23 protein-coding genes are annotated in these 25276 nt (G+C 42.4%); 6 read left to right on the top strand and 17 right to left on the bottom strand.

Annotation, left to right across the window (positions count from 1 at the left end):
* From hutU to AB685_RS10415, 5 genes are all read right to left on the bottom strand, one after another.
* Positions 1-1671, bottom strand: coding sequence for a urocanate hydratase (gene hutU, locus AB685_RS10435; RefSeq protein ID WP_047970552.1), 1671 nt, complete (start codon positions 1669-1671; stop codon positions 1-3).
* Between the two features lie 106 nt (positions 1672-1777).
* Positions 1778-3277 carry a histidine ammonia-lyase gene (gene hutH, locus AB685_RS10430; RefSeq protein ID WP_047970936.1) on the bottom strand — a complete coding sequence of 500 codons (1500 nt, stop codon included), beginning with the start codon at positions 3275-3277 and terminating at the stop codon, positions 1778-1780.
* A gap of 134 nt (positions 3278-3411) precedes the next feature.
* The gene (gene hutP / locus AB685_RS10425) at positions 3412-3852 is read right to left on the bottom strand and encodes a hut operon transcriptional regulator HutP (protein WP_047970551.1); all 441 of its coding nucleotides are present in this window, start codon (positions 3850-3852) and stop codon (positions 3412-3414) included.
* A 93-nt stretch (positions 3853-3945) separates the two neighbouring features.
* Positions 3946-4560 carry a hypothetical protein gene (locus tag AB685_RS10420; RefSeq protein WP_047970550.1) on the bottom strand — a complete coding sequence of 205 codons (615 nt, stop codon included), beginning with the start codon at positions 4558-4560 and terminating at the stop codon, positions 3946-3948.
* A gap of 49 nt (positions 4561-4609) precedes the next feature.
* A complete protein-coding gene (locus AB685_RS10415) occupies positions 4610-5395 on the bottom strand; it encodes an SDR family oxidoreductase (protein ID WP_047970549.1) in 786 nt (261 codons plus the stop codon).
* Positions 5396-5522: 127 nt separating this feature from the next.
* On the opposite strand from AB685_RS10415, the gene AB685_RS10410 reads away from it, so the two are divergent.
* A complete protein-coding gene (locus AB685_RS10410) occupies positions 5523-6350 on the top strand; it encodes a prenyltransferase/squalene oxidase repeat-containing protein (RefSeq protein ID WP_047970548.1) in 828 nt (275 codons plus the stop codon).
* Between the two features lie 68 nt (positions 6351-6418).
* On the opposite strand, the gene AB685_RS10405 is transcribed toward AB685_RS10410, so the two are convergent.
* From AB685_RS10405 to AB685_RS10390, 4 genes are all read right to left on the bottom strand, one after another.
* Positions 6419-8482: a hypothetical protein gene (locus AB685_RS10405; RefSeq protein WP_047970547.1), complete on the bottom strand. Its 2064-nt coding sequence runs from the start codon at positions 8480-8482 to the stop codon at positions 6419-6421.
* A complete protein-coding gene (locus AB685_RS29725) occupies positions 8482-10608 on the bottom strand; it encodes a sigma factor (protein WP_053073786.1) in 2127 nt (708 codons plus the stop codon). Before AB685_RS29725 ends, AB685_RS10405 begins: the two co-directional genes overlap by 1 nt.
* Positions 10609-11120: 512 nt before the next feature.
* Positions 11121-12161: a peptidoglycan endopeptidase gene (locus AB685_RS10395; protein ID WP_047970546.1), complete on the bottom strand. Its 1041-nt coding sequence runs from the start codon at positions 12159-12161 to the stop codon at positions 11121-11123.
* A gap of 151 nt (positions 12162-12312) precedes the next feature.
* Positions 12313-13209 (bottom strand): manganese catalase family protein, encoded by an 897-nt coding sequence (locus AB685_RS10390; RefSeq protein ID WP_047970545.1) that lies wholly within the window; start codon positions 13207-13209, stop codon positions 12313-12315.
* Between the two features lie 441 nt (positions 13210-13650).
* Here AB685_RS10390 and AB685_RS10385 point away from each other — a divergent pair, with 441 nt between their 5' ends.
* Positions 13651-14127 carry a hypothetical protein gene (locus tag AB685_RS10385; protein ID WP_047970544.1) on the top strand — a complete coding sequence of 159 codons (477 nt, stop codon included), beginning with the start codon at positions 13651-13653 and terminating at the stop codon, positions 14125-14127.
* Entirely contained in the window at positions 14128-14898 is a 771-nt protein-coding gene (locus AB685_RS10380) for an alpha/beta hydrolase (RefSeq protein ID WP_047970543.1), read from the top strand. It abuts the gene before it with no gap.
* Between the two features lie 135 nt (positions 14899-15033).
* Here AB685_RS10380 and AB685_RS10375 read toward each other — a convergent pair whose 3' ends face one another.
* Positions 15034-15321, bottom strand: coding sequence for a hypothetical protein (locus AB685_RS10375; RefSeq protein ID WP_047970542.1), 288 nt, complete (start codon positions 15319-15321; stop codon positions 15034-15036).
* 365 nt (positions 15322-15686) lie between these two features.
* On the opposite strand from AB685_RS10375, the gene AB685_RS10370 reads away from it, so the two are divergent.
* The 3 genes from AB685_RS10370 (at position 15687) to AB685_RS10360 (ending at position 18418) form a co-directional block, all read left to right on the top strand.
* Entirely contained in the window at positions 15687-15884 is a 198-nt protein-coding gene (locus AB685_RS10370) for an aspartyl-phosphate phosphatase Spo0E family protein (protein WP_047970541.1), read from the top strand.
* 313 nt (positions 15885-16197) lie between these two features.
* Positions 16198-17886 carry an arginine--tRNA ligase gene (gene argS / locus AB685_RS10365; protein WP_277814281.1) on the top strand — a complete coding sequence of 563 codons (1689 nt, stop codon included), beginning with the start codon at positions 16198-16200 and terminating at the stop codon, positions 17884-17886.
* A gap of 76 nt (positions 17887-17962) precedes the next feature.
* Positions 17963-18418, top strand: coding sequence for a DUF2269 family protein (locus tag AB685_RS10360; protein WP_047970539.1), 456 nt, complete (start codon positions 17963-17965; stop codon positions 18416-18418).
* 136 nt (positions 18419-18554) lie between these two features.
* Here the strand turns inward: AB685_RS10360 and AB685_RS10355 are convergent, their stop codons facing one another.
* From AB685_RS10355 to AB685_RS10325, 7 genes are all read right to left on the bottom strand, one after another.
* Positions 18555-18809 (bottom strand): hypothetical protein, encoded by a 255-nt coding sequence (locus AB685_RS10355; protein ID WP_047970538.1) that lies wholly within the window; start codon positions 18807-18809, stop codon positions 18555-18557.
* Positions 18810-18911: 102 nt separating this feature from the next.
* On the bottom strand, positions 18912-20246 hold the full coding sequence (locus AB685_RS10350) for an ABC transporter permease (protein WP_047970537.1): 1335 nt from the start codon (positions 20244-20246) through the stop codon (positions 18912-18914).
* Positions 20230-20934, bottom strand: a complete 705-nt coding sequence (locus tag AB685_RS10345; protein ID WP_047970536.1) for an ABC transporter ATP-binding protein — start codon at positions 20932-20934, stop codon at positions 20230-20232. Before AB685_RS10345 ends, AB685_RS10350 begins: the two co-directional genes overlap by 17 nt.
* A 118-nt stretch (positions 20935-21052) precedes the next feature.
* Positions 21053-22036 (bottom strand): nuclease-related domain-containing protein, encoded by a 984-nt coding sequence (locus tag AB685_RS10340; protein WP_047970535.1) that lies wholly within the window; start codon positions 22034-22036, stop codon positions 21053-21055.
* 570 nt (positions 22037-22606) lie between these two features.
* Positions 22607-23563 carry an ABC transporter permease subunit gene (locus AB685_RS10335; RefSeq protein ID WP_047970534.1) on the bottom strand — a complete coding sequence of 319 codons (957 nt, stop codon included), beginning with the start codon at positions 23561-23563 and terminating at the stop codon, positions 22607-22609.
* Positions 23564-23565: 2 nt separating this feature from the next.
* The gene (locus AB685_RS10330; RefSeq protein ID WP_047970533.1) at positions 23566-24483 is read right to left on the bottom strand and encodes an ABC transporter ATP-binding protein; all 918 of its coding nucleotides are present in this window, start codon (positions 24481-24483) and stop codon (positions 23566-23568) included.
* 15 nt (positions 24484-24498) lie between these two features.
* Positions 24499-25275, bottom strand: a complete 777-nt coding sequence (locus AB685_RS10325) for a hypothetical protein (RefSeq protein WP_047970532.1) — start codon at positions 25273-25275, stop codon at positions 24499-24501.
* Between the last annotated feature and the right edge of the window lies 1 nt (position 25276).

Here is a 25276-nt window from a genome sequence, read left to right as displayed (position 1 = left end):
TTACTCACTCTCCTTCAGTAAAGGGATGTGCACGCCCTTTTCTTTTGCCACTTTTTTAGCCAGGTCGTATCCTGCGTCTGCATGTCTCACTACACCCATACCAGGGTCGGATGTCAGTACACGTTCCAGCCTTTTTCCAGCAGCTTCCGTTCCATCGGCCACAATGACCATTCCTGCATGAAGGGAATAGCCCATCCCGACTCCACCACCGTGATGGACCGATACCCAACTTGCCCCATTGACTCCATTGATGAGGGCATTCAATATCGGCCAGTCTGCCACTGCATCACTGCCATCCAGCATGGATTCGGTTTCGCGGTTCGGGGATGCCACAGATCCGCAGTCCAGATGGTCTCGGCCAATTACGATTGGTGCGGAAAGTTCGCCGCTAGCAACCATCTCATTGATTATTTTTCCGAAACGAGCACGTTCGCCATACCCAAGCCAGCATATTCTCGATGGAAGCCCTTGGAATGCCACCTTCTCGCGTGCCATTTTGATCCAGTTGCATAGATGTTCGTTATAGGCAAATTCCCTTAAGATAACCTCGTCTGTTTTATAAATATCCTCCGGGTCACCGGAAAGCGCTACCCAACGGAACGGCCCTTTTCCTTCGCAAAATTGAGGACGGATGAAAGCCGGAACAAATCCAGGGAAATCAAACGCGTTCTTAACCCCTTCATCCAACGCGACCTGGCGGATGTTATTCCCGTAGTCGAATGTGACGGAACCTTTTTGTTGTAAGTCAAGCATCGCTTTTACATGCTCGGCCATGCTCTCTTTAGCAAGTTTCACATATTGGGCAGGCTCCGCTTTTCTTAATGTCGCTGCTTCGTGGAGTGTCATACCGATTGGAATATAACCGTTCAATGGGTCATGCGCAGACGTCTGGTCTGTCAGAAGCTCAGGAGTAAACCCTCTTTCAACGAGCTGCGGAAGGATTTCCGCCGCATTACCAAGAAGTCCGATAGATAGCGGTTTTCCAAGTTTCTTATATTCCTCGGCTTTCTGGATTGCTTCGTCGACGGTTTTGACTTTCACATCGCAATATCTTGTTTCAATACGGCGGTCTATTCGATGTTCATCCACTTCAATGGCGATACACACCCCCCCGTTCATCGTTACGGCAAGCGGCTGTGCTCCACCCATGCCCCCAAGTCCAGCAGTAACAGTAATGGTGCCTTTTAATGTATTGTTGAAAGATTGCTTGGCAGCTTCTGCAAACGTTTCATAGGTCCCTTGCAGGATTCCCTGTGTACCGATGTAAATCCAGGAACCAGCTGTCATTTGTCCATACATCATGAGCCCTTTCTTGTCGAGCTCATGAAAATGGTCCCAATTCGCCCATTTCGGTACTAGATTGGAGTTCGCCAACAGGACTCTTGGTGCGTCCGCATGACTGCGGAAAACGGCAACAGGCTTACCTGATTGGACCAGAAGCGTTTCGTCTTCTTCCAGGTTTTTAAGAGATTCCACAATGGCATCAAAGCTCTCCCAGTTACGCGCAGCTTTCCCGATTCCTCCGTACACAACAAGCTCTTCCGGGATTTCCGCTACTTCCGGATCCAAGTTGTTCATCAGCATGCGCAGTGCAGCCTCCTGCACCCATCCTTTCGTATTTAACTCGCTACCCCTCGGCGCACGAATAACCTTCACTGTTTCCTTTTCCATATCTTCATCCCCTTTGATAGATTGATTGATTTTGGTTTTCTGTAATGTTACAGGTTTGTTGCGTTGAGATTAAATTCCTGTGAGGGGTCAGACCCTCACAGGAATTTCACGCTCTGCACAGAACGCTTCCCTCATCCTTCATCCAGGCTGTCAGTGCTTCGATGTCTTTGGAGAAGATGCGGTCTTCTGTGATGCTTGGTACGATTGCACGACCTTCTTGATACCATTTTTGCATGAGTGGTGCGGAGAGGAAGACGCCTCGGAATTCGAGAGCTTGCATCGCACACATCCATTCGATGGCGAGCACTCTACGCACATTTGCGATAATCTGGTACGCATGTCTTGCTCCGATGGTGCCCATGCTTACATGATCCTCTTGATTTGCAGAAGAAGGAATGGAATCCACACTTGCCGGATGTGCCAACGTTTTATTCTCCGATACGAGTGATGCTGCACAATACTGCATGATCATCGCCCCTGACTGAAGTCCAGGTTTCGGACTTAAGAAAGGAGGCAGGTCATTCAATTGGGGGTTAACTAACCTTTCGATACGACGCTCAGATATATTAGCAAGCTCCGCCATGCCAAGCTTCAGGAAGTCCATCGCAAACGCGATCGGCTGTCCGTGGAAGTTTCCGCCTGAAATCACCTTTCCACCATCATTGAATATCAGTGGATTATCTGTTGCCGCATTGATTTCAATCTCCAGCTTTTCCTTTACATAGCCGAGCACCTGCCAGGATGCGCCATGCACCTGCGGAATGCACCGCAGGGAATAGGCATCCTGCACACGTTTTTCCCCTTGCCTTGTCACAAGCTTGCTTCCATCCAGAAGCGTTCTAAAACGCTCTGCCACATCTACCTGTTCCTGATATCCTCGTACCCTATGGACATCATGGTCTAAAGCATCCACGATTCCCTCCAGCCCTTCGAACGTCATTGCTGCAATCGACTCCGATTGATAAGCTAATTTCTCTGACTCCAAGTATGCCACCACGCCTACCGCTGTCATCGCTTGTGTCCCATTTATCAGCGCTAGTCCTTCTTTGGCTTTCAGTTCAATAGGTGAGATTCCTTTTTCAGCTAGAACATCTGCAGTTTCCCGTCGTTCCCCTTGGTAGTAGACCTCCCCTTCGCCAAGCAAGGTCAAAACCAAGTGGGACAGAGGCGCAAGATCTCCGCTAGCTCCTAGCGAACCCTGCTGAGGAACAACGGGATGTATCCCCTCATTCACATACTGCAAAAGACGTTCAATGACTATTGGCCTTACACCGGAAAAACCCTTTAGGAGTGCATTTGCACGAAGAACCAACATCGCACGTCCTATCACCTCGGCAAAAGGATCACCCACTCCGCAGGCATGAGAGTGAATCAGATTCCGTTGCAGATCTGCTGTTTCATCAAACGGTATCAGTACATCACTGAACTTACCGAATCCCGTTGTAATTCCGTAAACGACCTTTCCTTCCAGCACAATATTCTCCACCGCTGCCCGACTTGCCACCACCTTCACCATGGCATCCTTGCATGCTTCAATGTGAGCACCCTCGAAAAGTATCCTGTTCATTTTTTCAAGCGTTAACGATTCTCCGTTCAACGTAATCATCGCAACTCTCCCTTTCTCCCTCTGTTTCTCCATCTTCTTTCCCCCTCATTCACACAAAAAGAGGCCATACTTCGACCATGTAACATGTGTCAAAGTACAGCCCCCTATTAATCAGCAACTATGGGCATCGCTATTTAAATGTGATTTATTCCAAGACCAATCGTTTCATGCTCCGATCCTCTGACAGGAGCGCCGATAGTCCCATAGAGTGCAACCGCAATCCAGTCGCCTTCCTCTACATCCTCATATGGGTTTCCTCTTACAACGGCAAAGCGTAAACCTACCGTCCGCATGACTGAGCCAAGCTGCACCTGGCCACGTGTCACACCACTAAGGGCATCCATGATGGCATGATAAAGTGCATGTGTTTCCCGGTATCCGTCTGATTTGATGATACCTTCTCGTTTGGCAGCAGTTTCAATCGCAGCCACCACTTTTTGCGAATCCATTGAACCGACTTTCCCCATGCAGCTCCTCCAGTGTGGCGGTGTTGCCACCGGAAGCTCCTCCTGGTCGCCGTTCATCGCAAGAAGTATTGCATATTTTCCAATTCGTCGATCTATTGCTAGTACCATATGCATTTACCTCAATACTGAAAATTTTCTAATAACTAATGTCTACCTCAAGTGTAAGTTTGTTCAAGCATTTCTGTCAAGGAATTTCTATCATTATACTTCCTGAAACTCCTTGGAAATCATGTAATATTGAAGACCTTTTGTAGATTCGAGTGCCTGTTCTTTCTTTTCCTTGGCAAGAGTGTAGTTTTTCCTGTTCAGCGCAATCTCTGTTTCAATGGCGTACTTCATCCAATCTTTTTTTAATTGATTTTTCAGTTCTTCGGCCTTTTTATAATCTTTTTCACCAGCAGCAATCCCCGCAAGAACATATGTCTTAATTTCTGCTTGGTCGATCCGTGCAACTTTTTCCTTCGCTTGAGCATAGTTACCGACTCTTAGGTAATATTGCGCCCAGAACACTGCCGTCTTCTTGCCTTTCCATTTCCGTTCAAGCTCCTCCAATTCCTTTTTGGCACCTGGCAGGTTCCCGTTCGCTAGCTCCAAGATGAAGCCATAATACGGCTCACGGCGCTTTTTCTCCAGATACTTCTCTATCTTTTCTACATCTTTTGACAAGAACATATAGCGGACATCCCGGTAGGATAAGGCGATAAACGCTAAAATAAGGAGGACGACAAAGACCCAGAAATCGAATTGCACATTCAATACTCCCAGGATGATACCTATCGCAAAGCCTCCCACTATCAACAAAAGCAAATTTTTCATGTTTCCTAGCTTCCCTTCTCTCTAACTAACAGACTCCTAGCAACTCAGATTAGATGGATTTGACCATGCCACCATCCACTAGGAACGAGCTACCAGTCATATAGCTGTTAGCATCCGACACCAAGAATGTCACCACTTTAGCAAACTCCTCCGGTTCGCCGTAGCGCCCAAGCGGAATACCCGCCTTCACCTTCTCTTCCATTTCTGCCTTTGTGATGCCCTGCTTCTCCGCATTCACTTCATCAAGAAATGCAACACGATCTGTTGCAATCCTTCCCGGTGCAACAGTGTTGATGAGGATGTTATCTTGTGCAAGCTCGCTCGCAAGTGTCTTTGTCAAACCTACAATTCCAGTACGGAACGTATTGGATAACAGTAGGCCAGGAATTGGTTCTTTTATCGAAGAAGACGCGATATTGATAATCTTCCCACCGTTTTTCTTCAGGTGCGGCAACGCCTCCCTGATTGTTCTGATATAGCTTAAGAGATTCAATTCAAAGGCCTGCTGCCACTGTTCGTCCGTAATCTGCTCAAATGAACCTGCAGGAGGTCCCCCCGCGTTATTCACCAAAATATCTAATTGTCCATATGTATCGATTGCATGTTGAACGGCCTGCTTGATTTGAGCTGGAGCTGTTATATCCGTTTGTATAAAAGTAGCCTGTCCACCATCTAGATCCTTAAGTTCCTTTTGTACATCACTCAATTTCTCTTCATTCCTACTGGCAAGTACCACATTGACCCCTTCTTTTACAAAGGATGCTGCAATAGCTTTCCCTAGCCCCTGACTTGAAGCCAGAACGAGGGCCGTTTTACCTTTTAAATTCAATTCCATTTTTACACACGCCCTTTCCACAATGATACCTATATTATAACGCTTACTTTTTCTCTTGTAACGTTAGAAAGAAGGGTTTCAAAAAGTTATCGCGAAAAAGTTACTACAGAAAAAGGAGGTATTGAATATGACAATCAATTTGAAGAAAGCAAGGGATTTTATCTACTTGAACGGGGCACTATGGGAAAAAGCACTCTATCGCCATCTATTCGAGGGTGGACCAATTTCCCATTTTCATAACGCTCTTAAATCCTACAAGAACGACGATAACGGATTTGGACACGGCTTTGAATATGATATTAAGTGTCCCGATTCCCATCCCTTAGCATTGGAATTCATGCTAGGTGTATTTCGCGATACCGGTTTGCCGGTTGGAGATGTGTTTGAAGGAGCTGCTGAATGGGTGGAGCGCAACCAAAATGAAGACGGCACTCTTGTTAACCCAGCAACAATCCTGCACTATCCTTATTCTCCATGGTGGGGCGGAGGAGGACAGACCATTCCCGCTTCCATCACGGGCAACCTCCTTCTCCATGGTCTATGTACGGAACAAGTTGCATTCTATACTTCCAAGTGGGTAAAAGAAAACCTGAATGATGAACAGATTCAGAAAACGGAATGGCTGTTTATGAATTACCATGCGGTGGATTATTATACGAATGTTGAGCAAACAGAAGAGAACCTTGCATTGAAAGAAGCTGCAATTAAGCAGGTTATTAAATGTGCGGAAGCTGTGCCCGAAAAACAGTATTTCACCTTCTTCCAGTTTGCACCTATGCCTGATTCTGCTGTTGCAAAAGCAACACCAAAACCTTTAATGGAGAAATTCCTGAATTACCTGGAAGCTTCTCAGCGGGAGGATGGCGGTTGGGATGATGAACACGGCCTCTCCTATTGGCAGCCTTATTTTACAATTGTGATTTTAAATGCTTTGAGGAATTATGGGAGATTGTAGGGAAATTTATAGAGCCGCGCTTTGGAAGCACGGCTCTAAGTGTGGAAACCAAGTAATCACTGTTTAAATCACTCAAGAGGAATTCTATATTCCTTTTCTTTAAAAACATAATCATTGGAAATCTGTACAGCCTGTATCATTAAATGTGTGACATCATTCCTGACATTTACATTAATCATTTCTAACTCATGGCTTTCTTCTTGGTCAAACCAATCATACCCGTTCCTATTGGAAATATCCAATCGTTGTCCGTTTTGATCTGAAAATTCCCAATAAAAGTTGCGTACCTTGTAATTTTGCGTTTTGTTACCTGTGAGGAGGACCTTGGTTGTAAGTCCTTCTTTCCTTGTCACCGATAGCTTATTCATCGTATAACCATCCAAGTCGATATCTAACGATTCTTCTGTCGATTTCTCTATAGGGACAGTCATGGAATAGAATCCTGGTTCAAGAAAGCTAGCTGACCTTATTTCGGCAGAATACTTCCCACCTTCCGTTTCTTCTCCTCTTACCTCCATATAGTCCCTATCTGTGGACAGTTTAGAAAAATCGATTACAAACGGAGATTTTTGCATATGGTTGTTATACATGGAGGGATATTCGATTGGAACCATGTATTCCTCGTCGTTATTTACCAGTACTACTCCTGCAAAAACATGATGATTCCTATATAAATCCCGGTCATATTTTTGATCCGTCTTTTTCAAGTTGGATTCAATACGCTGGATTTCTTCTTCTTTCAATCTGACATCATATTTCAACCTACTTCCGTACTTCCCTTTTTCCAGACTAATAATCTCCACTTCTATTTTGTCATCAATGACTGTAACCTCATTTAACTCCACTATTTCTACATCTTCCACAACTTTTTCATAGTGGATAGGTACGACTATTTTCCAGTCTCCTCCCCATCCCTTTAAACGTTTAAAATGAAAATGCAAGTTGAATTCACCCGGTAAGCTTTCTTCGTTCAGAGCCTTTACATAAAGACTCCGATCATTTGAACTCTCAGGGATCTTACTTGACAACATCTCACCGATCAAGACTGGCTTGGCGGATTCCATCGGATATGTATTACCTTCCTCATCCATGGCATGAACGGAAAAAAGATCATTCTCACCGAGATAATCTATATCTTTATTGTCACTAGAAACTTCGTAATGGACCAATATATGCAAGGGATCCACATTCACGGAAGTAATTTCTACTGAAATATCATTGCTGGTTGCCGTATAAGTTCCATCTGCCCACACATTATAAAAGCTGCCATGATTTAAATAGTTGGAAACCATCTTTGTCCATGGGGCAATGGTAGGAATGACCACAAATCCGATCAAAAGCAGAGCCACCATCCCTCCAACAACTGCGAGTTGATACTTCCATGAACGTCGGTTGGATGCTGGTTTGGAATATGGAGATAAGTGCTTCAGGACTTGTTCATTAAACCCGGTATCAAGCTGTGGCATTTGCAAAACGTGTTCTAACACTTTCTCTTCTCGCTCCATTATTTCCAGGACTTCCCTGCATGCCGGGCAAAATTCCAAGTGGTCCTCCACCCTTGTCTTTTGTTGGTACAATTCTCCATTAAAGTATTGAATCAGTTCTTCCTTTTCTAGACAGTCCGTCTTCCGCTCACGTACTGGCGTTTCCAGAACACTCATACGCAATGACTTTCTCGCAGAAAATAAAGATTTCTCATAATCTTCTATGCTCATTTCCAAAATATCTGCAGCTTGTCTGTCTTCCAATTGCGTAAATAGATAGTTTAGGAGCAGGGGAAATCTAGTTTCCTGACCCAAAGAAAGAACCGATTCCTTTACCTTCTCGTGATGTGGATGATAGAACAACCCCTCCTCTCTGAAGGCTTGTCCATCCGCTTTAACTGGTGTTCCTTTAAGTTCCATCAGGACCTCCTGATAAAACCAGACAAAAAACACCTCAGTATTCTTATAGGCTCCCAACTTTCCATAAACATGAATAAAGCAGTCCTTCGTCACTCTCTCAGCTTGCTCTGAATCCCCTAGCAACCATAGGGCAATTGCATAGACACTATTTTTATGTTGTTCGATGATCGGTTCAAAAGCCAGAGTGTTTCCTCCAAGGACAGCATCGATATTTTCCCTCTCGTCCATTAGTTAGATCCGCCTTCTGCTTCTTCTTCATCAAATAATGGAAACTTCTCTCCCTCAAGGTCCGTGAACTGGGTAAAGATGTTATCTGCTTTAATGACCAATGTTTCAGGAAAGGCAGCTTGTCCTTGTCCGTATCTTGGTGTTATGTCCACATGAAGCAACTTCTTTGTTCCTTCCTTTTCCCGCTCATCATAATGGTACCACCCCTCAGATTGTACATATTCACCTTTCCCGTCCATGAGGTTCCAGCCTATCTCGCCGCTTCGAGTATCACTTTTCCCATTGATAATTAACTCATACTTGCTGACCTCACCATCCCGGTCCTTTGTTGCGACAATACTGTAATCTATCAGTTCATACCCGTTGATATCGCCTTCCAACGGTGTTTTTTCTGTTTCTTCAAGAGGAATTTCCAAAGAAAAGAATGCAGGCTCTTGGTAATAAATTCCCATTATTTGTGCATAAAGCTCCTGCATAGGATTTTCAAGCTTTCCTCTCACTTCATGGTATTGGTTATCCATATAATAATGGGAAAAGTGCATTTCAATCGTTTCATTTGAATCATACATCTGCATGTCATGAAAATATATCGGCACAAGATATTTCCCATCTTTTGTTACTCCATTTAACCCAACCTGATGCCACAATTCAAACTCCTGCATTCTGTATTCTTGGTCGTGCTCTTTGAGGACCGCAAGCAATTTATCCCTTTCTTCATCCGTACGTCTGATGTTATACCTGAATCGACTCGCGTTTTTACTGTAGGTAACATCAATAAATTCCACTAGCATTTTATCCTCAATGTTTATTTCTTCACCCAACGCAACTGTTACTGCAGTATCAACTACCTTGTCATACCTGATTGGGATATCCAATTTCCAGGTTCCATATTTTGATTGCAGATTAGCTATGTTTATTTTAATGTCAAACTGGTCTGGCAGGTTTTCCTTATCCTTTATATTTACTAAAAAGAAAGGTCGGTACTCCTCTTCTTTCTCCATTACCTTCCGATCATTACGAAGATACTCGGGGGTTGTCACTTGTATTGGGTACTCCTTACCTGTTTCATCCACTATTTTAACTGGTTTATATGAATAAAAATCTATATCTTCGTGGTTTAGAATACTTGACTCTTCTTCCCCTTCCTTCTTGACATCATAATAGATGTACATATAGAGGGAGTCCATCTCCACACCTGTAACTTCAAAGGAAATTTCTTTATCCGTTGCTACATATGTCCCTTCCGACCAAACGTTATAGATGGTGCCATGTTCCATATATGTGCTGACCATGCTCGCAATTGGTTTCAGGCTGGGTAAAATAAATACACTGAAAAGAAATATTCCACCGAGGATTCCAAGGACACTAAGCTGATACTTCCAAGTACGATGCTTTGGTTTCTTTGGAATAAAGGCGACAAGTTCGTTCAGTACTTTCCTGTTAAAGGATTCTTCCAATTTTGGGAGCTCAAGGACGAAATTAAGTGAGGCCTCTTCCCTTCTTAGTCCGTCTAACACTTCCCGACAATCAGGACAGAACTCCAGATGATCCTTTATTTCAGCCTCTTCCTTATCAACAATTTCACCGTCATAGAAGGCAGTCAATTCACTCAAACTACGGCAATCACTTTTATCCTGATAGCTGTCCACTAGTGTGAACTGTCGGATATGTATCAATGAGTTCTTATTTCTGTCCTCAAGCTCCTCTAAACTTATTTCCAAACGTTTGGAAAGAAGCTCAGAAGAGAAATGGAGAACCCTTATGAGCAGAAATTCCAACTTGGCTTGATTAGGCAGAGTATGGAGTGCTTCTTCCATTTTAATATAATGGGGATTGTGTAATGGCAGTGGGGTAGTGGTTATCTTTCTTGATTTCCATTCCGTTTGGAAAAGCGGGAGGAACTGTTCATAAAGCCACTCCGTAAACAAAGATGATTCTTCATATGTATCGAGCTTGTTATATGCATCCAAAAAACCCTGTTTCACCAAATCTTCGGCATTTTCCTCATTGCCGGTTACGCGTAATGCAACAGCATAAAGCCTATCTTTATAGCGTTCTATAATTTGATCATATTTCTCCTTTTCACCAGTCAATATCTCCTTAATTACCAGACTCTCTTCATTCAAATTCTTTTCACCCTTTTTATAAATCTTTTGTCTCTCTTTTCCACTATTATACCATTTTATAGCAAATGAATTTGTAATTGTTTATGTTTTTAGAAAACAAAGATAAGTAGCTGGTCTTGTATGGTTTGCCGCGAACAGAAAAAAAGAAGCCACCTATTTTCAGTAGCCCCTTCTAGAAACGTCGTGCAAAGTCACTTTTCAAAAAGATTTCCATTCTTTTCTCATCAATCGATGCACCAGATTTTTTTTGCAAAACCTCTTTTTTACTTCCGAAAAATAATGTCAACATTCTATTCATCCTCCATCATTCCTTTGTTTTGTTTTCTTCTCACTATCAGTATAGATTTTTGCGCTGTTTTGGATAACAACCTGCAGAATGGTTTTCTTTCATTCTTTTACCTACAGTCATTTCCAGCTTTATACCGAAAGATACTCAGACTTGAGGAGGAGAGGAAAAAAGTCCACGAAAAAAAGAGATGCATCAAAACATCTCTTTTTCTAATGAGTCTTTACTATAAAACCCTTACAGCCTTTACTGCTCTAGGTTTCCAATATGTATTATACGATGCGAAAGCAACTCCGGTATTTGTAGCTGCGTGCAAAAGCGTGTTGGAATCCATCACAATCGATACATGATTGATAACTCCATCCCCTTCTGTATCGAAAAATACAAGATCCCCTTTGCGTATTTCACTTAACGGGATTTCTTTTCCTACATTTCCTTGCTGGGCAGAGGTTCTAGGTAGGTTAATACCATTCTCCGCGAACACTCTCACTGTGTAGGAGGAACAATCAAACGCATCTGTTCTGTTCGTCGATGCACCATAAAGATACTTGGCACCCATGTATTTTTTACCTGTTTCTATGATGGCATCGGCTTTTGCTTGCCAGGAAGAATTATCTTCGACAGGCGTGCTTGTCGCATTTCCTGGAATCGTTATTACTTGTCCAATCGAAATGCGGTTGGCATCTTTGATAGCAGGATTAGCAGCTAATAACGAGCTCAATGATACACCATGTCTATTAGCTACAGATGAGAGGTTGTCCCCACTTTTAATGATGTAGTTTCCTGTAGCAGGAGCTGGCTTGCTGGGAGTTGGAGCTGGCTGTGACGGTTGGCTTGGCGCAGTCGCACTCGGAGCAGTAACGTTAATTTTTTGTCCGATAAAGATCCTGTTTACGTCTGTAATGGACGGATTGAGTTTCATCAGATTTGCTAGTGTAGTTTGGTGATTTCGAGCAATGACTGATAGAGAATCTCCAGCTTTTATCGTATATGTAGATGTTGTTGGTTGGCTTGGGGCGGGGGCCGGTTGAACTGGCGCAGGTTGCGTAGCGCCCGATCCATTCGCCTTCAGAGATAATGTTTGGCCAGGAAAGATAAGGTCACTTTTCAGGTTGTTCCATGTCTTGATATTGCTTACTGTCACCTGATGGTTGCTAGCAATCTTCCAAAGGGAATCACCTGATTTTACAGTATAATCAGACGCATAAGCATGTCCAGAAAACATAAAGGAAGTTACAAGGGCACCTGCAATTACTTTCTTTTTCATTATTGTTCCATTCTCCTCATAATTTTACTTTTTTCTATGTATAAATTGATGTTAGCATACATTTTCCAACAATAAAATATAAATTTCATCACCACCTCTTTCGTAACGACAAAAAGCTTGCAGATGAATGTTTCTACAAGCTATTCATTGTCTAAATTCCTGCAGACCGTTGCAATCTTTTCGCAATCTCCATAAAATCCTCTTGAGATATGCCTGGTGCAAATTCTTCTGGAACATTTTCCAGATCTGGCATTGGGCCTCCAGGTGGAGTCCCCTGTATCACTTCCAGTCTCCCACCATCTTCCGGGTGACGTCCCTTCCATATCATGGCTACATCCTTATAATCGTTGGCACTGAAAGTGTACAGCTTTCTATGCATCCCTTCCGCCTCGAATTTCCTTGTCGTCTCAAAGGCCTTGTTTTCCAAGCTCGGTATCGGAACAAGCTTGGTAATATCCACACCGGTCGCTATTTCCAACGCTTTGGCATACGCCACTACGTGAACGCCTCCCCGAACAAGAAGGTAGCCAATCATTTCCCTTGCCACTGGGTTGTCGGTCATTTGATATACCCGCATTTTATGGGTTCTTGCTCCGCACTCAAGAAAGAAGTTATGAAGCAAATCTAACACGAGGTTTCCACTATTGAAGACATTATCTCCTGTCCAAGATCTTCCCATGGAATCCCCAGGAAGGGCAGTTTGGGCTGTCGCTATATACTGATAGGTATTACGAAAATCTTTAGTGTCCCTTAATGGCGTCGCATCAGGGGGGGCTGGATATGTAACACCCTCAAGCATCAGGTTGATGGTCGTGGTGACCAACTCGACATGCCCAAGCTCCTCTGCTGTTATGCTTGCCACCAGGTCATAAAAAGGTTTCAATTTCCTTTTATTTCGAAAGTTGATCGATTGAAACATATAATTGTTCAGCGTTGACATTTCACCAAACTTCCCACCAAGCAGCTCCTGTACGGCAGCTGCTCCATTCGGATCGGGATTTTTCGGTTTTGGCAACGGTATCTGAAGACGATTTATCCTTGTAAACAAATATTTCTCCCTCCTCTGTACTTAAAAAGTGCTCTATTTACTTTTATGAAGATGGGAAATTGTCCTATGACATTTGTAAGGCTTTTCACTTACAGACCGGGCATTCGCCCATACACATTGGGTGTTTATAACATAAGGTAATGTATCATATACAGAAGGGAGACAGTATAAATGAGCAAAGACGCTGGTTGCGGGGCAGGTTTTACACTGTTTATCATCTTATTTATTCTTCTCATCATAATTGGATCGGCATATTTGTGTTAATAGTACATCCACATGAAACGCAGGGCGACCCCTGCGTTTTTTCCGTATACCCTCAAAGAAATTAACATAATTTAGGGGCAATTGGTCAAGCTATTGGTAGAGTAATGGCTGGAGGAGTTTATATGTGGCAAAGGCTGAATAGAAAATCAAAATTACATACACTTAAAGGATCTCCCTATGAATAATAATTCCCTTGAGCGTCTACTATGGAGCATAGCACTTCCCGGCTTTGGCCAATTACTCAATAGAAAATACGTTAAAGGTGTAACATTCATATTGTTGGAATTCATTATAAATGTACAGTCCAATTTCAATTCCATCATCATGTACAGCTTTAACGGTGAAATAGAACGAGCATTCCAAGAGACCAATTACTTGTGGCTTATGTTCTATCCATGTCTATATTTTTTTGCCATGTGGGATGCCTTTAAAGATGCGGGCGGTGGAAAATCCCCCTATGCCTATCTCCCTTTTGTAAGTTGCGCCTACTTTGTCACAGTGGGATTAATGCTTTCAGGTAAAATTGTGATTTTTGGTGTACGGGTCGGCCCTATGTGGGTGCCTATGCTTTTTGTCATTCCTGGGCTTGTAGTTGGATTTACAGTGAGGGCAATTCTTTTGTATATAGAAAAAAGGAAAGTAGAGGACGTATAGATGGGGTATGTTACGACAAGGGACAATGTGAGGATTTTCTACCGTTTGATCGGTTGCGGATCTAAGACTATTCTATTTATTCATCCACCAGGAATGGGGCATATCACGTTCAAGCAGCAACTACCATTATCGACTGATTTCCGTTTGTTGTATGTGGACCTTCGTGGAAACGGTAACAGCGGTAAAAATGAAGCCCCGATTACATTCCACCTATTATCGAGGGATCTTTTCGATGTATGTCAGCAACTCGAGATCAATAAAGTCGTGTTGTGCGGTTATTCCAATGGGGCTTCCATCGCATTGGAAACCACCCTGAACTATCCAGATTTAGTAGAAGGACTTGTGTTGATTGGCGCTTTTCCGAAAGTCGATTCTTTACTCTTATACAGTGAGTTCCTGCTTGGTATTCTTACGACTCAAATCGATGGTGTACAGTCAGTTGCTAAAACCATTGCACAGGCACATGCGTATTCAAAAGATTTCGAACAAGAGCTGGCATCTTATATTATGAAAACAGACGCCACCACTCTTCATCAATATTATACCGAAGGACTAGCCTACAACTGCGCCACAAGACTGGGAGAAATTACTTCACCTATCTTGCTCATTTACGGTCAAAGGGATTACTATGTACACCACTACCAAAAAGAATTCCAGTCCTGCCTCCCAAACACCAAAGTCATATATGTCTCTGGTGCCAAACACCAAATCCCGACCAAATATCCAAACGAACTTAACGCCATCCTCAAACAATTCACTAAAAAATTGTGAGAAGGGGGTCAGACCCCTGCAGGAATATCCTGATCTTTGTCGAATACATCCCACCGCCCAAAAAAGGAAGTGCTCTGATCCAGCCAGAGCACTTCCCTTATTTTTGATTTGTTATGGAGGTGAGGTGATAATTAATTATTTGAGATTAATGTTATCCTTTTGAACATTCCTAGTAGAAGTGCTACTGCCGTTAATACAGTTGTGGGCAATTTTCATTCGGCTTAGAGTGGTTTTCAAGGTGTCATTTGCATCTTTTTCCCTCTCCAATTGGATGTTAGTCATATCCACCATGGCTCGCACCACATTTTCGAAAGCGATTCTTAATTTCTCTTCTTGGAGGGACTGTCCATCCTTCACGATCAATCTGACAAGCTCATTCGCATAGAGATTCATTTTCTCCATTGTTTCCGCCTTAGCTTTCATCGCAAACTCCTCCTAGTGATTCGTCTCTTTCTACTTTATGAAAACCTAGAGTTCCACATGCCACACCATTGCTATATTCTTTCAAATTCAGCTCTTCTTTTAAGTTATTCTATGATAATTGCATAATTCCTTCCCCTCGACATAACAAGCCACCACCCTCACCATTTCGAGCAAACCTTCTCTTTCATAGCAATAAACTTCACGAAAAATCTACAAAAAACACCAAAGGAAAAGTAGTAATAGAAATGCTTCTTTTCGATTTTCGAAGTTTTTCACGATAATACCTACTTTTTACACATAACCTATTTTCTTACAGAGCTTTTTCCTCTATAATTATAGGAAATCATGCAGAGGGAGTGATAAAGATGAAACTCGTAGAACTTGCCGTAGAAAAGAAACGCAATCAAATGATGCAGACTGCTTTCAAAACCGGATTAACCTCTGTAGAAACAGTAAGGCTAAGTCAAGAACTCGATGAAATGTTGAATGTCTTTATTCCTCCTATACCAGAAGAACAAGTAGAAAAACGAAGCAAAATAAAAAAAGATAGTTGCATCAGCTAATAGTTTGTGTATAATAATTTCAAAATCATATATATAATCATTGATGAAAAAAGAGAGTAGTCCATAGACGGCAAAAGCTGAGAGAATCAGGGACGGTGGAAGCCTGGTGGAAGTCTAGGGAACGAAGCGCACTTTAGAGATGAAAAGGGCACATCCCCCATACGGATGATAAGTGGCTTTCCAAACCGGAAAGCAATTAGAGTGGTACCGCGGGCATTAGAAACCAAGCTCGTCTCTTCAAATTTTTGAAGAGACGGGCTTTTTTGTATTCAGAAGGTTTCAATGTACCCACAAATTAAAGGAGATGACTCATTTGAAACTGTTCAACATTGCGGCAGAAACCGTTCACCAAGCATTACCCGAAATTACAATGGCTCAAATCATAAGTTTGCTCGAAAAACCGAAACATGCCCAACATGGAGACCTTGCCTTTCCATGCTTTGAGCTAGCAAAACAAAAAAGAAAAGCACCACCTATCCTTGCATCAGAACTTTCCGCCACGTTGAAAAGTCCTTGGCTGGAAAAAACGGAAGCTGTAGGTCCTTATGTTAATTTCTTTTTCAGAAAAGATCTCGTTCAACAGAATATCATCCAACAGATCTTGGAGGAAAAAGACCGATATGGAAGCCTTGATATTGGAAGCAAGGAAACCGTTGTATTGGACCTGTCTTCACCCAATATTGCAAAACCCTTCTCAATGGGCCATCTGCGCTCTACGGTTATAGGAAATTCCATAGCTAACATATTGGAGAAGTGCGGTTACAAAACGGTCCGTATCAACTACCTTGGCGATTGGGGAACTCAATTCGGAAAATTGATTGCCGCTTATTTGAAATGGGGGGAGGAAGAAAAGGTACGGAACAATCCCATTCCTGAACTGTTGAAGTTATACGTTAAATTCCATGAAGAAGCAGCAAGCAACCCTGCCCTCAATGATGAAGGACGCCAATGGTTCAAACGGCTAGAGGATGGCAATGAGCAAGCAATAACGCTTTGGGAATGGTTCAGAGAAGAATCTTTGAAGGAATTTGATAAAATCTATCAGCTCCTTGGGGTTACATTTGATTCCTATAAAGGGGAAGCTTTTTATAATGACAAGATGGATTCTGTTGTCAGTCTTTTAGAACAAAAAGGATTGCTCGTCGAATCGGAAGGTGCAAAAGTTGTCAAGGTTGATGGAAACTCAACCCTCCCTCCTTGTCTCATAAAAAAATCGGATGGTGCTACGTTGTACGCAACTCGGGATCTTGCGGCCGCTTTGTACAGAAAGCAGGTGTATCAGTTCTCAAAGGCACTTTACATCGTAGGTCAGGAGCAATCGATTCATTTTCAACAACTGAAAGCTGTATTGAAAAAAGCAGGATTTGAGTGGGCGGAGGAAATGCACCATGTATCTTTCGGACTTCTTCTTAAAGATGGGAAAAAGATGTCCACCCGGAAAGGGAAGGTCGTTTTACTTGAAGAGGTTATAAAAGAAGCCATCAAACTCGCCGAGAGAAACATTCAAACCAAAAACCCGAATCTCCCTAATAAAGAAGAAATTGCACGGCAGGTTGGGGTCGGAGCAATCATTTTTCATGACCTGAAGAATTACCGGGTGAATTCAGTCGAGTTCTCCCTCGAAGACATGTTGAAGTTCGAAGGGGAAACCGGTCCTTACATCCAATACACCTATGCACGTGCAAGCTCCATCCTGAAGAAAGGAAATTGGACTCAAGGAGAAATCAACGATGGTTTAAACGATTCCTATTCCTGGGAATTAACTAAACTCTTGCATGAGTTCCCATCCATTATTGAAAAAGCTAACGCAGATTTTGACCCATCATTATTAGCAAAACATACCGTAGACGTTTGTCAAAGCTTCAACAGCTGGTACGGACAAGTGAAGTTCTTGAAAGAGGATGATGAGAAAAATGCAAGACTTGCCCTTGTAGCAGCAACGACCATCACAATAAAGGAATCACTTAGATTACTTGGGATACAAGCCCCACAAGAAATGTAAAGTAAATCGGCATTAAGAACATGAAACCTCCATTCCCCTCATATATTGAAGTATCAATATCAATGGGGGGATGCCTATGCAATGGCTAGTGCTTATTCATGTTTTAGTTGCAATCATTGGAATTGGTCCCACATTCTTCGGAAGTATTCTGTTACGGAAACATCAGACCATTTCGGACCTAAGACACAACGTTCTGCTTCAACACAAACTGGATTATTTTCCGAAAATTGGTGGAACACTAGCGGTCATAACCGGGATTCTACTTGTACTCTTCGGCAGCTACGGCTCTATTCTCCAAGTATGGCTTTTCGGCTCCCTTGTTATTTACCTTGCTATCCAAGTTATCGTGATCGGCTTTATCTCACCTTCCCTCAGTGAACTTCAACGGTGGCTGTTACATCCTGACAACCGGGCGTCAACCCAACTGCCACCCCAACAGACAAGCGCTTTCCACAAAGTAAGCAACCTATACTGGCTGACTACTTTTTTAGGCATAATCATTTTTATCCTGATGATCATCAAACCATCTTGATCTATAGGTCATCTCCTTTGCATCATCACGTCCGAACAGAAAGTAGGCGGAGGTGTTGGCCTATATTGATTAAGCCCTTTTCTGTAATGGATCAGAATTTTGGTCAAGCTATATAAAAAAGAAGCGCCATATATAATCAGACGCCTCGCACTTCCATTTCAGCACTTCTTCTTTTCCTGTAAAATGCTTCCCTTCCCATGTAACTGTTAAACAGCATCTCCATCTTCTCCAAATCCTCCTGAGACACAACCGAGTCGCGTTCATCCCAGTACACATAGGAAATGAAATAGTACTTTTTTATCGGAGTAAAAAGCACCTTTGAATGAGGAAAATTATCAAAAAAACCTAGTATTTGCCCTTTTTTCATATAAGATATATTCACTAATTCCATCCTGATCACCTACTTTACTTTGATAGGTTAAAATCAAGGACAAATGGGGCCTTATTTTTCTATACCACCGATTCATAATATCTACACACTTTCTTATGAGCCTTAGATATCTCGTCTCAATGCTTTCAACACATCAATCCTGGTAGCTTTTGCAGCAGGCTTCAATCCTGACAGTATCGCTACAAGCAAGCTGATTCCTACACAGGTCAAGGTTAAGGACCAAGGAATATAGGATAGCATGATTTCCTCGCCTACCTCATCATTGAATACACCCTCTACAATAATAGGAAGTGCAAAGTTGACCCCATAGCTTATCATATAGGAGGCAATGGTTCCAATAGCGGCGCCAATCAACCCTATATAAGCACTCTCCATCAAAAACAGACTTTTAATCATTTTCGGGCTTCCACCGATCGCCTTCATAATGCCGATATCCTGCGTCCGTTCCGTAACCGCCATCGACATGGTATTAAAGATGCCGATAGAAGCAATAATGACCGCAACCGTCCCCACGAAGACCAACCCAATCTTCACTACTGCAAACAATACATTAACCTCTTTCAATTGCTCCAATGGCGAATATGCATAATATCCATCGGCTTTAGCTGTGTCCAGAATGTGTTGTACCTGCTCCATATCCATTGCATAAACACCCATATAGGAATAATTGGATGGCACTTCTTTTAGGATTTTAATCATTTCCTCCGTCATAGAAGGCTCCATAATCTGACCATATGCCGTTTCGGTAAAAGCTTCTATCTCGGCCATTGCTTCCATGGAAATATTGACAAAACTATCAAAACTGTATTTTCTTAATGGCTCCTTCCCGATTCCGACAACCGTGAAAGTCATTTCAGTCGTTTCCCGTTCACCATCAAAATATTGCGGTACCGTGAAGGTTATTTCTTTTCCAATCAGTTCCCCTTCAAACAGATCCATTTCCTCAGAGTTCGATTCCTTCTGGAGCGTTTCGGCAAAGTGATAGCCAACGACCACTTCATATTCCTTTTCGGGCATCCTGCCTTCCGATAATTCAAAGCCCGACTCGACCTCTGATGGATAATGCACCACTCTTGTCTGAGAGTGGTTACTGATATACTCACCTAGGGCATATGTCGATTCCCAGTTCTCCAGCCCTTTTTGACGCACCACCGTTTTCACATTATCCATGGATTCGAAATAGGCAACATCCTCCTCCGTTAACCCTGGTCTCTCCACACTCTCATCTTCAGAGGCCTTCCCGATCACCTCAACTTGAGTTACTGCACCATCTTGCGTGATATCCTTTACAATGGTTTCCTGAAGTCCGAAACCTACCGAGGCAAGCACCATCAAAAACGCACAGCCCATTGCGGTTGCCAGAATGGTCATATAAACCCGACTGCGGTTTTTTCTCATGTTTTCACGTACAAATTGGAGTTTATCTTTGAACTTCATACAACTCGCCTCTTTCCACCATACCGCCGGCCACCAGCTCAACCGTCCGATTTGCGACTTTTGCCACATCCTTGTCATGGGTAATAATCACAAACGTAATTCCTTCATTTCGGTTAAGATCCTGTATAAAGTTCAAAAATTCCTGCTCCGTGTCACTATCCAGGCTTCCTGTCGGTTCATCCGCGAAAATAATTCGCGGCTTCGTCACAAGCGCACGTGCTATCCCCACTCGCTGTTGCTGACCACCAGACAACTCACTTGGATAAAACTCCTCAAATCCTTCAAGACCGACTCTGGAGAGTACCTCCATCACCCGCTTCTTCCTCTCGTCTGCACCAACACCTTTAATCTTCAACGCTAGCTCCACATTACTGAAAGCGGTCATGCTCGGAATCAATTGAAAACTTTGAAATATGAATCCGATATGTCCCAACCTGAAATCCGACCATTCCGCCTCCGACATTTTGGTAACATCTTTCCCGGCAATCTCAATGGAACCTTCAGTAGGCTTCATAAACCCGCTCATCAGATTCAGCAATGTCGATTTTCCAGACCCGCTCTTTCCTATGATGGACACAATCTCCCCTTCATAGATAGACATATTGATGTCACGCAAAACGGAAACCCGCTGCTCTTTATTCTTCTTGCCTACCACAAAATCATGGGACAGTCCTTGAACTCTTATCATATTGTCAACTCACCTTTTGGATTGGAATTTGAATGTACATATGTATCGATACATAAGTAGGAACGAAGTGGGAGGGGAAAAGGTTTATGGTTTTGTTAAATTGTCTTTTCGAATATAGCTATACCAGAAAATATCGCCTCAGCTTTGTCTTTCCTGAAAAAGAAATAAACTCTGAATTTAATAGTCTCCTTAAAGTCGTAGGGCTCTTCACACCTATAAATTCTCCGAACTCAGATATGGAAATGGTTGAGTTTAACAGCAAACTAAAATCCTTCAAAGTTTCTATATGAGCTAGCTTAGAACGAAATTTGCAATTGGGGCATTCCCATTGTCCTTTATTTAGCCTCATTCCTAGTTGATTGCAACTCAGACAATGAACTCCTCTTAAAATTTCATTAGACGTAACACCATATTTATCAAGGGTGTTTGTATTCCTAAAGGGTTCATTTCCACTTAATAAAACCTTAACGACTTTTTTCAAATCTTTCTTATTTAATTTTTCACGAGGATATTTGTTATACAATTCTTTTATTCTTCTTCCTAAGGCGGTGCTTCTTGTTACGTATTTTTCCACCGTACTCTGATGAGATTTTACAGTGAGTTTTGTTTTATTATTTGTCATTACTACAAGACTTTCACATGGGAGGTATGGTTGTTTTGTTACCTTTATCCACTCACCCAGTTGAGCACTTTGCCTAAGCACCTGTTCAATAGGATCATCCCATATCAGTTCTTCTTCCAAGCCATCTCTCATAATTTTTTGTATCATCTGTTGAAATGCTGGATCGAATACTACTGTACCGGAATGGTTTTTTACTTCTAGGATTAGAATAAAAGAAGGGAAAAGTAGGAGGGTGTCAATCTGGAAGTAATGGTTCTTGAATGGGAGTCTAATATCATGAAACACATAGAAATCTTCGCCTATACCAGTCAATAATTCAAGAAAATAATCTATTGACTCTTCCCCTTTATACCCTGATAGATAGCCTGCCAACTCTTTTTTAACTTGGGCACGCTTGGGGTTATTGGGATGCAACCTTCTATCTAATGCCGTTAGTACTTGAATAACTTGTGACAGTTGTCTTTCCTTTTTAACAATCAAATATTTCACATCCTTCTTATAATTGGTACCTAAATAGTATTTGCTTTATCTTGTCGATTCTCCTGCTATATTTGTAAAATCGTATTTTGCTATTGAAGATGGGACTAATTGATAGTTTTTTGCGTTGCCTATAGGTAGTAGCATTCAATTTTCTCTGAATTTCATTTGTTTTCCCCTTATTTTATAACCCGTATCTCCAGAATTAATATATTGCCTTCTCATCCCCCCACCAAGATCGTTTTTCTCGTCACCATAATGGCTTATTTCAACCCCTTTGGAGCGCAATCCCCCCATACATCAAAGCAATCCCCCCATCTAGAAAATAATCCCCTCATGAAAGGGGATATTCCCTCCACACGAGAGACGAATTCAACCACAAAACACGATAATCCCCCCACAAATGATAGTTTTCCCCCCCACTACTCCCAAACTAGAGTTTATTATCCCTCACCAAATACTATATTACCTATTTCCAACTAACCAATACCCCAAACAAAAAACCGACCACCCTAAACCAGGCAGCCGGCCAAAACTCAAAACATTTAAAACACTCTAACACCCATCACTCCATCATGCAGCAATATCACGCTTCACAAACGTCAAAAAGCTCACTACATGAAGCAGTACAAAATACACAAGGAACATCACAACCGAAAACCAGAACGTTACCCCACCGACAACAGGCATGCCGTCAAGAAAGGTCTGGAAATGGATATTCGCGAATGGGGAAAATTTCGCCCATTCGAATTTCATTCCGATCAGGGTCGTAATCTGGGTTCCTGTGAAAAGCAAGAACAATGAAATCCCGATTGCCAATGAGTTATTTCTGAATACACTCGAGATCATGAAAGCGATGGTAGCAAACATGATGATACCCAATCCGTGCAGGCTAAGCTTTAGCAGCAAATACAGCATCGGATGAATCTCGGAGACCTTACCTCCCAAGTACAACAGAGAAGGTGAACTATCAAACCCGAATGCAATGGCACCCGTCACAAATGATGTGACAAACAATATCGTCATAAAGATGAACATAAACACAAGTACACTTAAATATTTCGCCATTAAAATCTTACTTCTGCTAATAGGTCGGATCATCAGAAGCTTGATGGTTCCCCATGTAAACTCACTGGCGATCATTCCACCAGCAATGATTACCACAAAGAGGGTTACAACACTTGTCAGTCCAAGATTTTCATCCATGTATGTCCAGACGGAATTTCCCTTTGATGGTTCCAAGTTATTCTCCAGACGGTGTTCGTTAATAGCAAGCTGTCGCTCTAGATGCCCTGCTGCATCGGATTCTTCCTGGATGGTCATCTGAAGGTATTCGTTTTCCTGCTCCAGGCTTTCGCGCCAGCCCAACTGTTGTGCTCCACCATCACTTCTAGCTTCATCAAGCATGGACCCCATCATGATGGTAAATACTACCCCAACAATAGACAATAACACGAGTATCGCACTCATTACATAAAAGCTTGGCCTTCTGAACCATTTAATAAGTTCATTTTGGATTAGATTTTTCATTTTCAGGCACCTCGTTCCTCTGATGTTTTTTCCAGGAATTTATCTTCCAACGTTTTTATCACTTCTTTTACTTCAAATACTGCAATGTCTCGTTCAATCATTTTCTTAATTAGAAACGGTACCCCTTCTCTTTCCATTTCCACTTGCAAAGCTCCACCTGTTAAGTTATGTGGCAATTCCATCTCACTCATTACTGTCATCGCCTCTTCAACTGGTTCACACTCCAATTGGTAAAGAGTCTTCCCGCCGTCCTGGATGAAGTCTCTGATACTCTGGATATCAATCAATTCACCCTTTTGTATGATTCCCACTCGATCACACATAAGTTCCATTTCGGATAGAAGGTGACTGGAGACAACAATAGCCATGCCTTCCACCCTCGCCAGGCTTCGTAAATAATCGCGGATTTCCCGGATACCTGCCGGATCCAATCCGTTCGTCGGCTCGTCGAGAATAAGCACTTTCGGTTTATGTAGCAAGGCCTGCGCAATACCCAATCGCTGCCTCATCCCCAAAGAATAGGTCTTCACCTTTTCACGGATACGACCGGTCAGACCGACAAGTTCAATCACTTCATCCAGACGCTCCGCGGTTACTCCCGGCATCATCCGTGCGTACTGCATCAGGTTCTGATAGCCAGTGAGAAACTTATACATTTCCGGATTCTCGACAATTGCCCCAACTTGCCGGACCGCCTTTTCATAGTCTGTCTTGATGCTGGAACCGTCGATGTGAATATCACCTGAAGTAATACTCATCAACCCCACCATCATACGAATAGTGGTCGTCTTCCCGGCACCATTCGGTCCAAGAAAACCAAACACTTCTCCTTTATACACTTCAAAAGATACATCCTTAATGATTTCCTTACTCCCGATATCTTTACATACATTTGTAAGCTTTACTGCCACTTCACTCATGATTCGCCACTCCCTTTATACTTCTATTTTCTTCACATTTTTTACTGAGAGAAAAAACACAAACACACTTATCGCTAGAAAGACCGCAAATAATGCAAAGGAAAACTCTGACAAACTAACTCCCATCGAAATTTCTTGATACCCATCCTTCGTTTCATTTGTGACCAAAGTACCTAATGATACAGAAGGAAAACTGCCAACATCCTTCAGTCTGTCATATAAAGAACTGAGCATGAAGCCTTCATGTATCTGAAAAATAAAGTACGCAATAAACCCGCTAAAAGCGATGCGCACATATTCAAAACGTTTCCCTTTTGCAGCAGCATATTGGGACCAAAAAAAAGTTGCCCAAATTGCGAAATACATGCCTACACCTATAATGGTTCCTATTAAGGCCAAGGCCTCACTGAAATCCTTGCCTTGTAAAAACGGCTGTCCACTGGCGAAACAGGAAATGGCATACAGTACGATAGCAAAAGTAGTGGAAAACAGACAGTTGAACAGCGAGATTACTAATTTACTAGAAAGCAGAGAACGAGCAGGATTTGGATTATATAACCAAATCTTCAATTTTTGCTCTTTTACAAGATTCATAATCACATCTGTTCCCATGTAGAATATATGGATGCTTATTAAAGTCAGCCCGACAGCAATGGCAACTTCTGGTTCATCCATTCTTAACGCTACACCCACACCTAACAACCAGAGTGCTAGGATTAACAGATAATTTTGCAACTGTCCTTTTATCGAAAGCTTCCAATCTTTTAATAACAGCCCCGTGTAATGGCTCATT

It is taken from the genome of Bacillus sp. LL01 (genome assembly GCF_001037965.1).
Note: the sequence above shows the minus strand (reverse complement) of the source record. Positions and strands in the feature narration are given on the sequence as shown.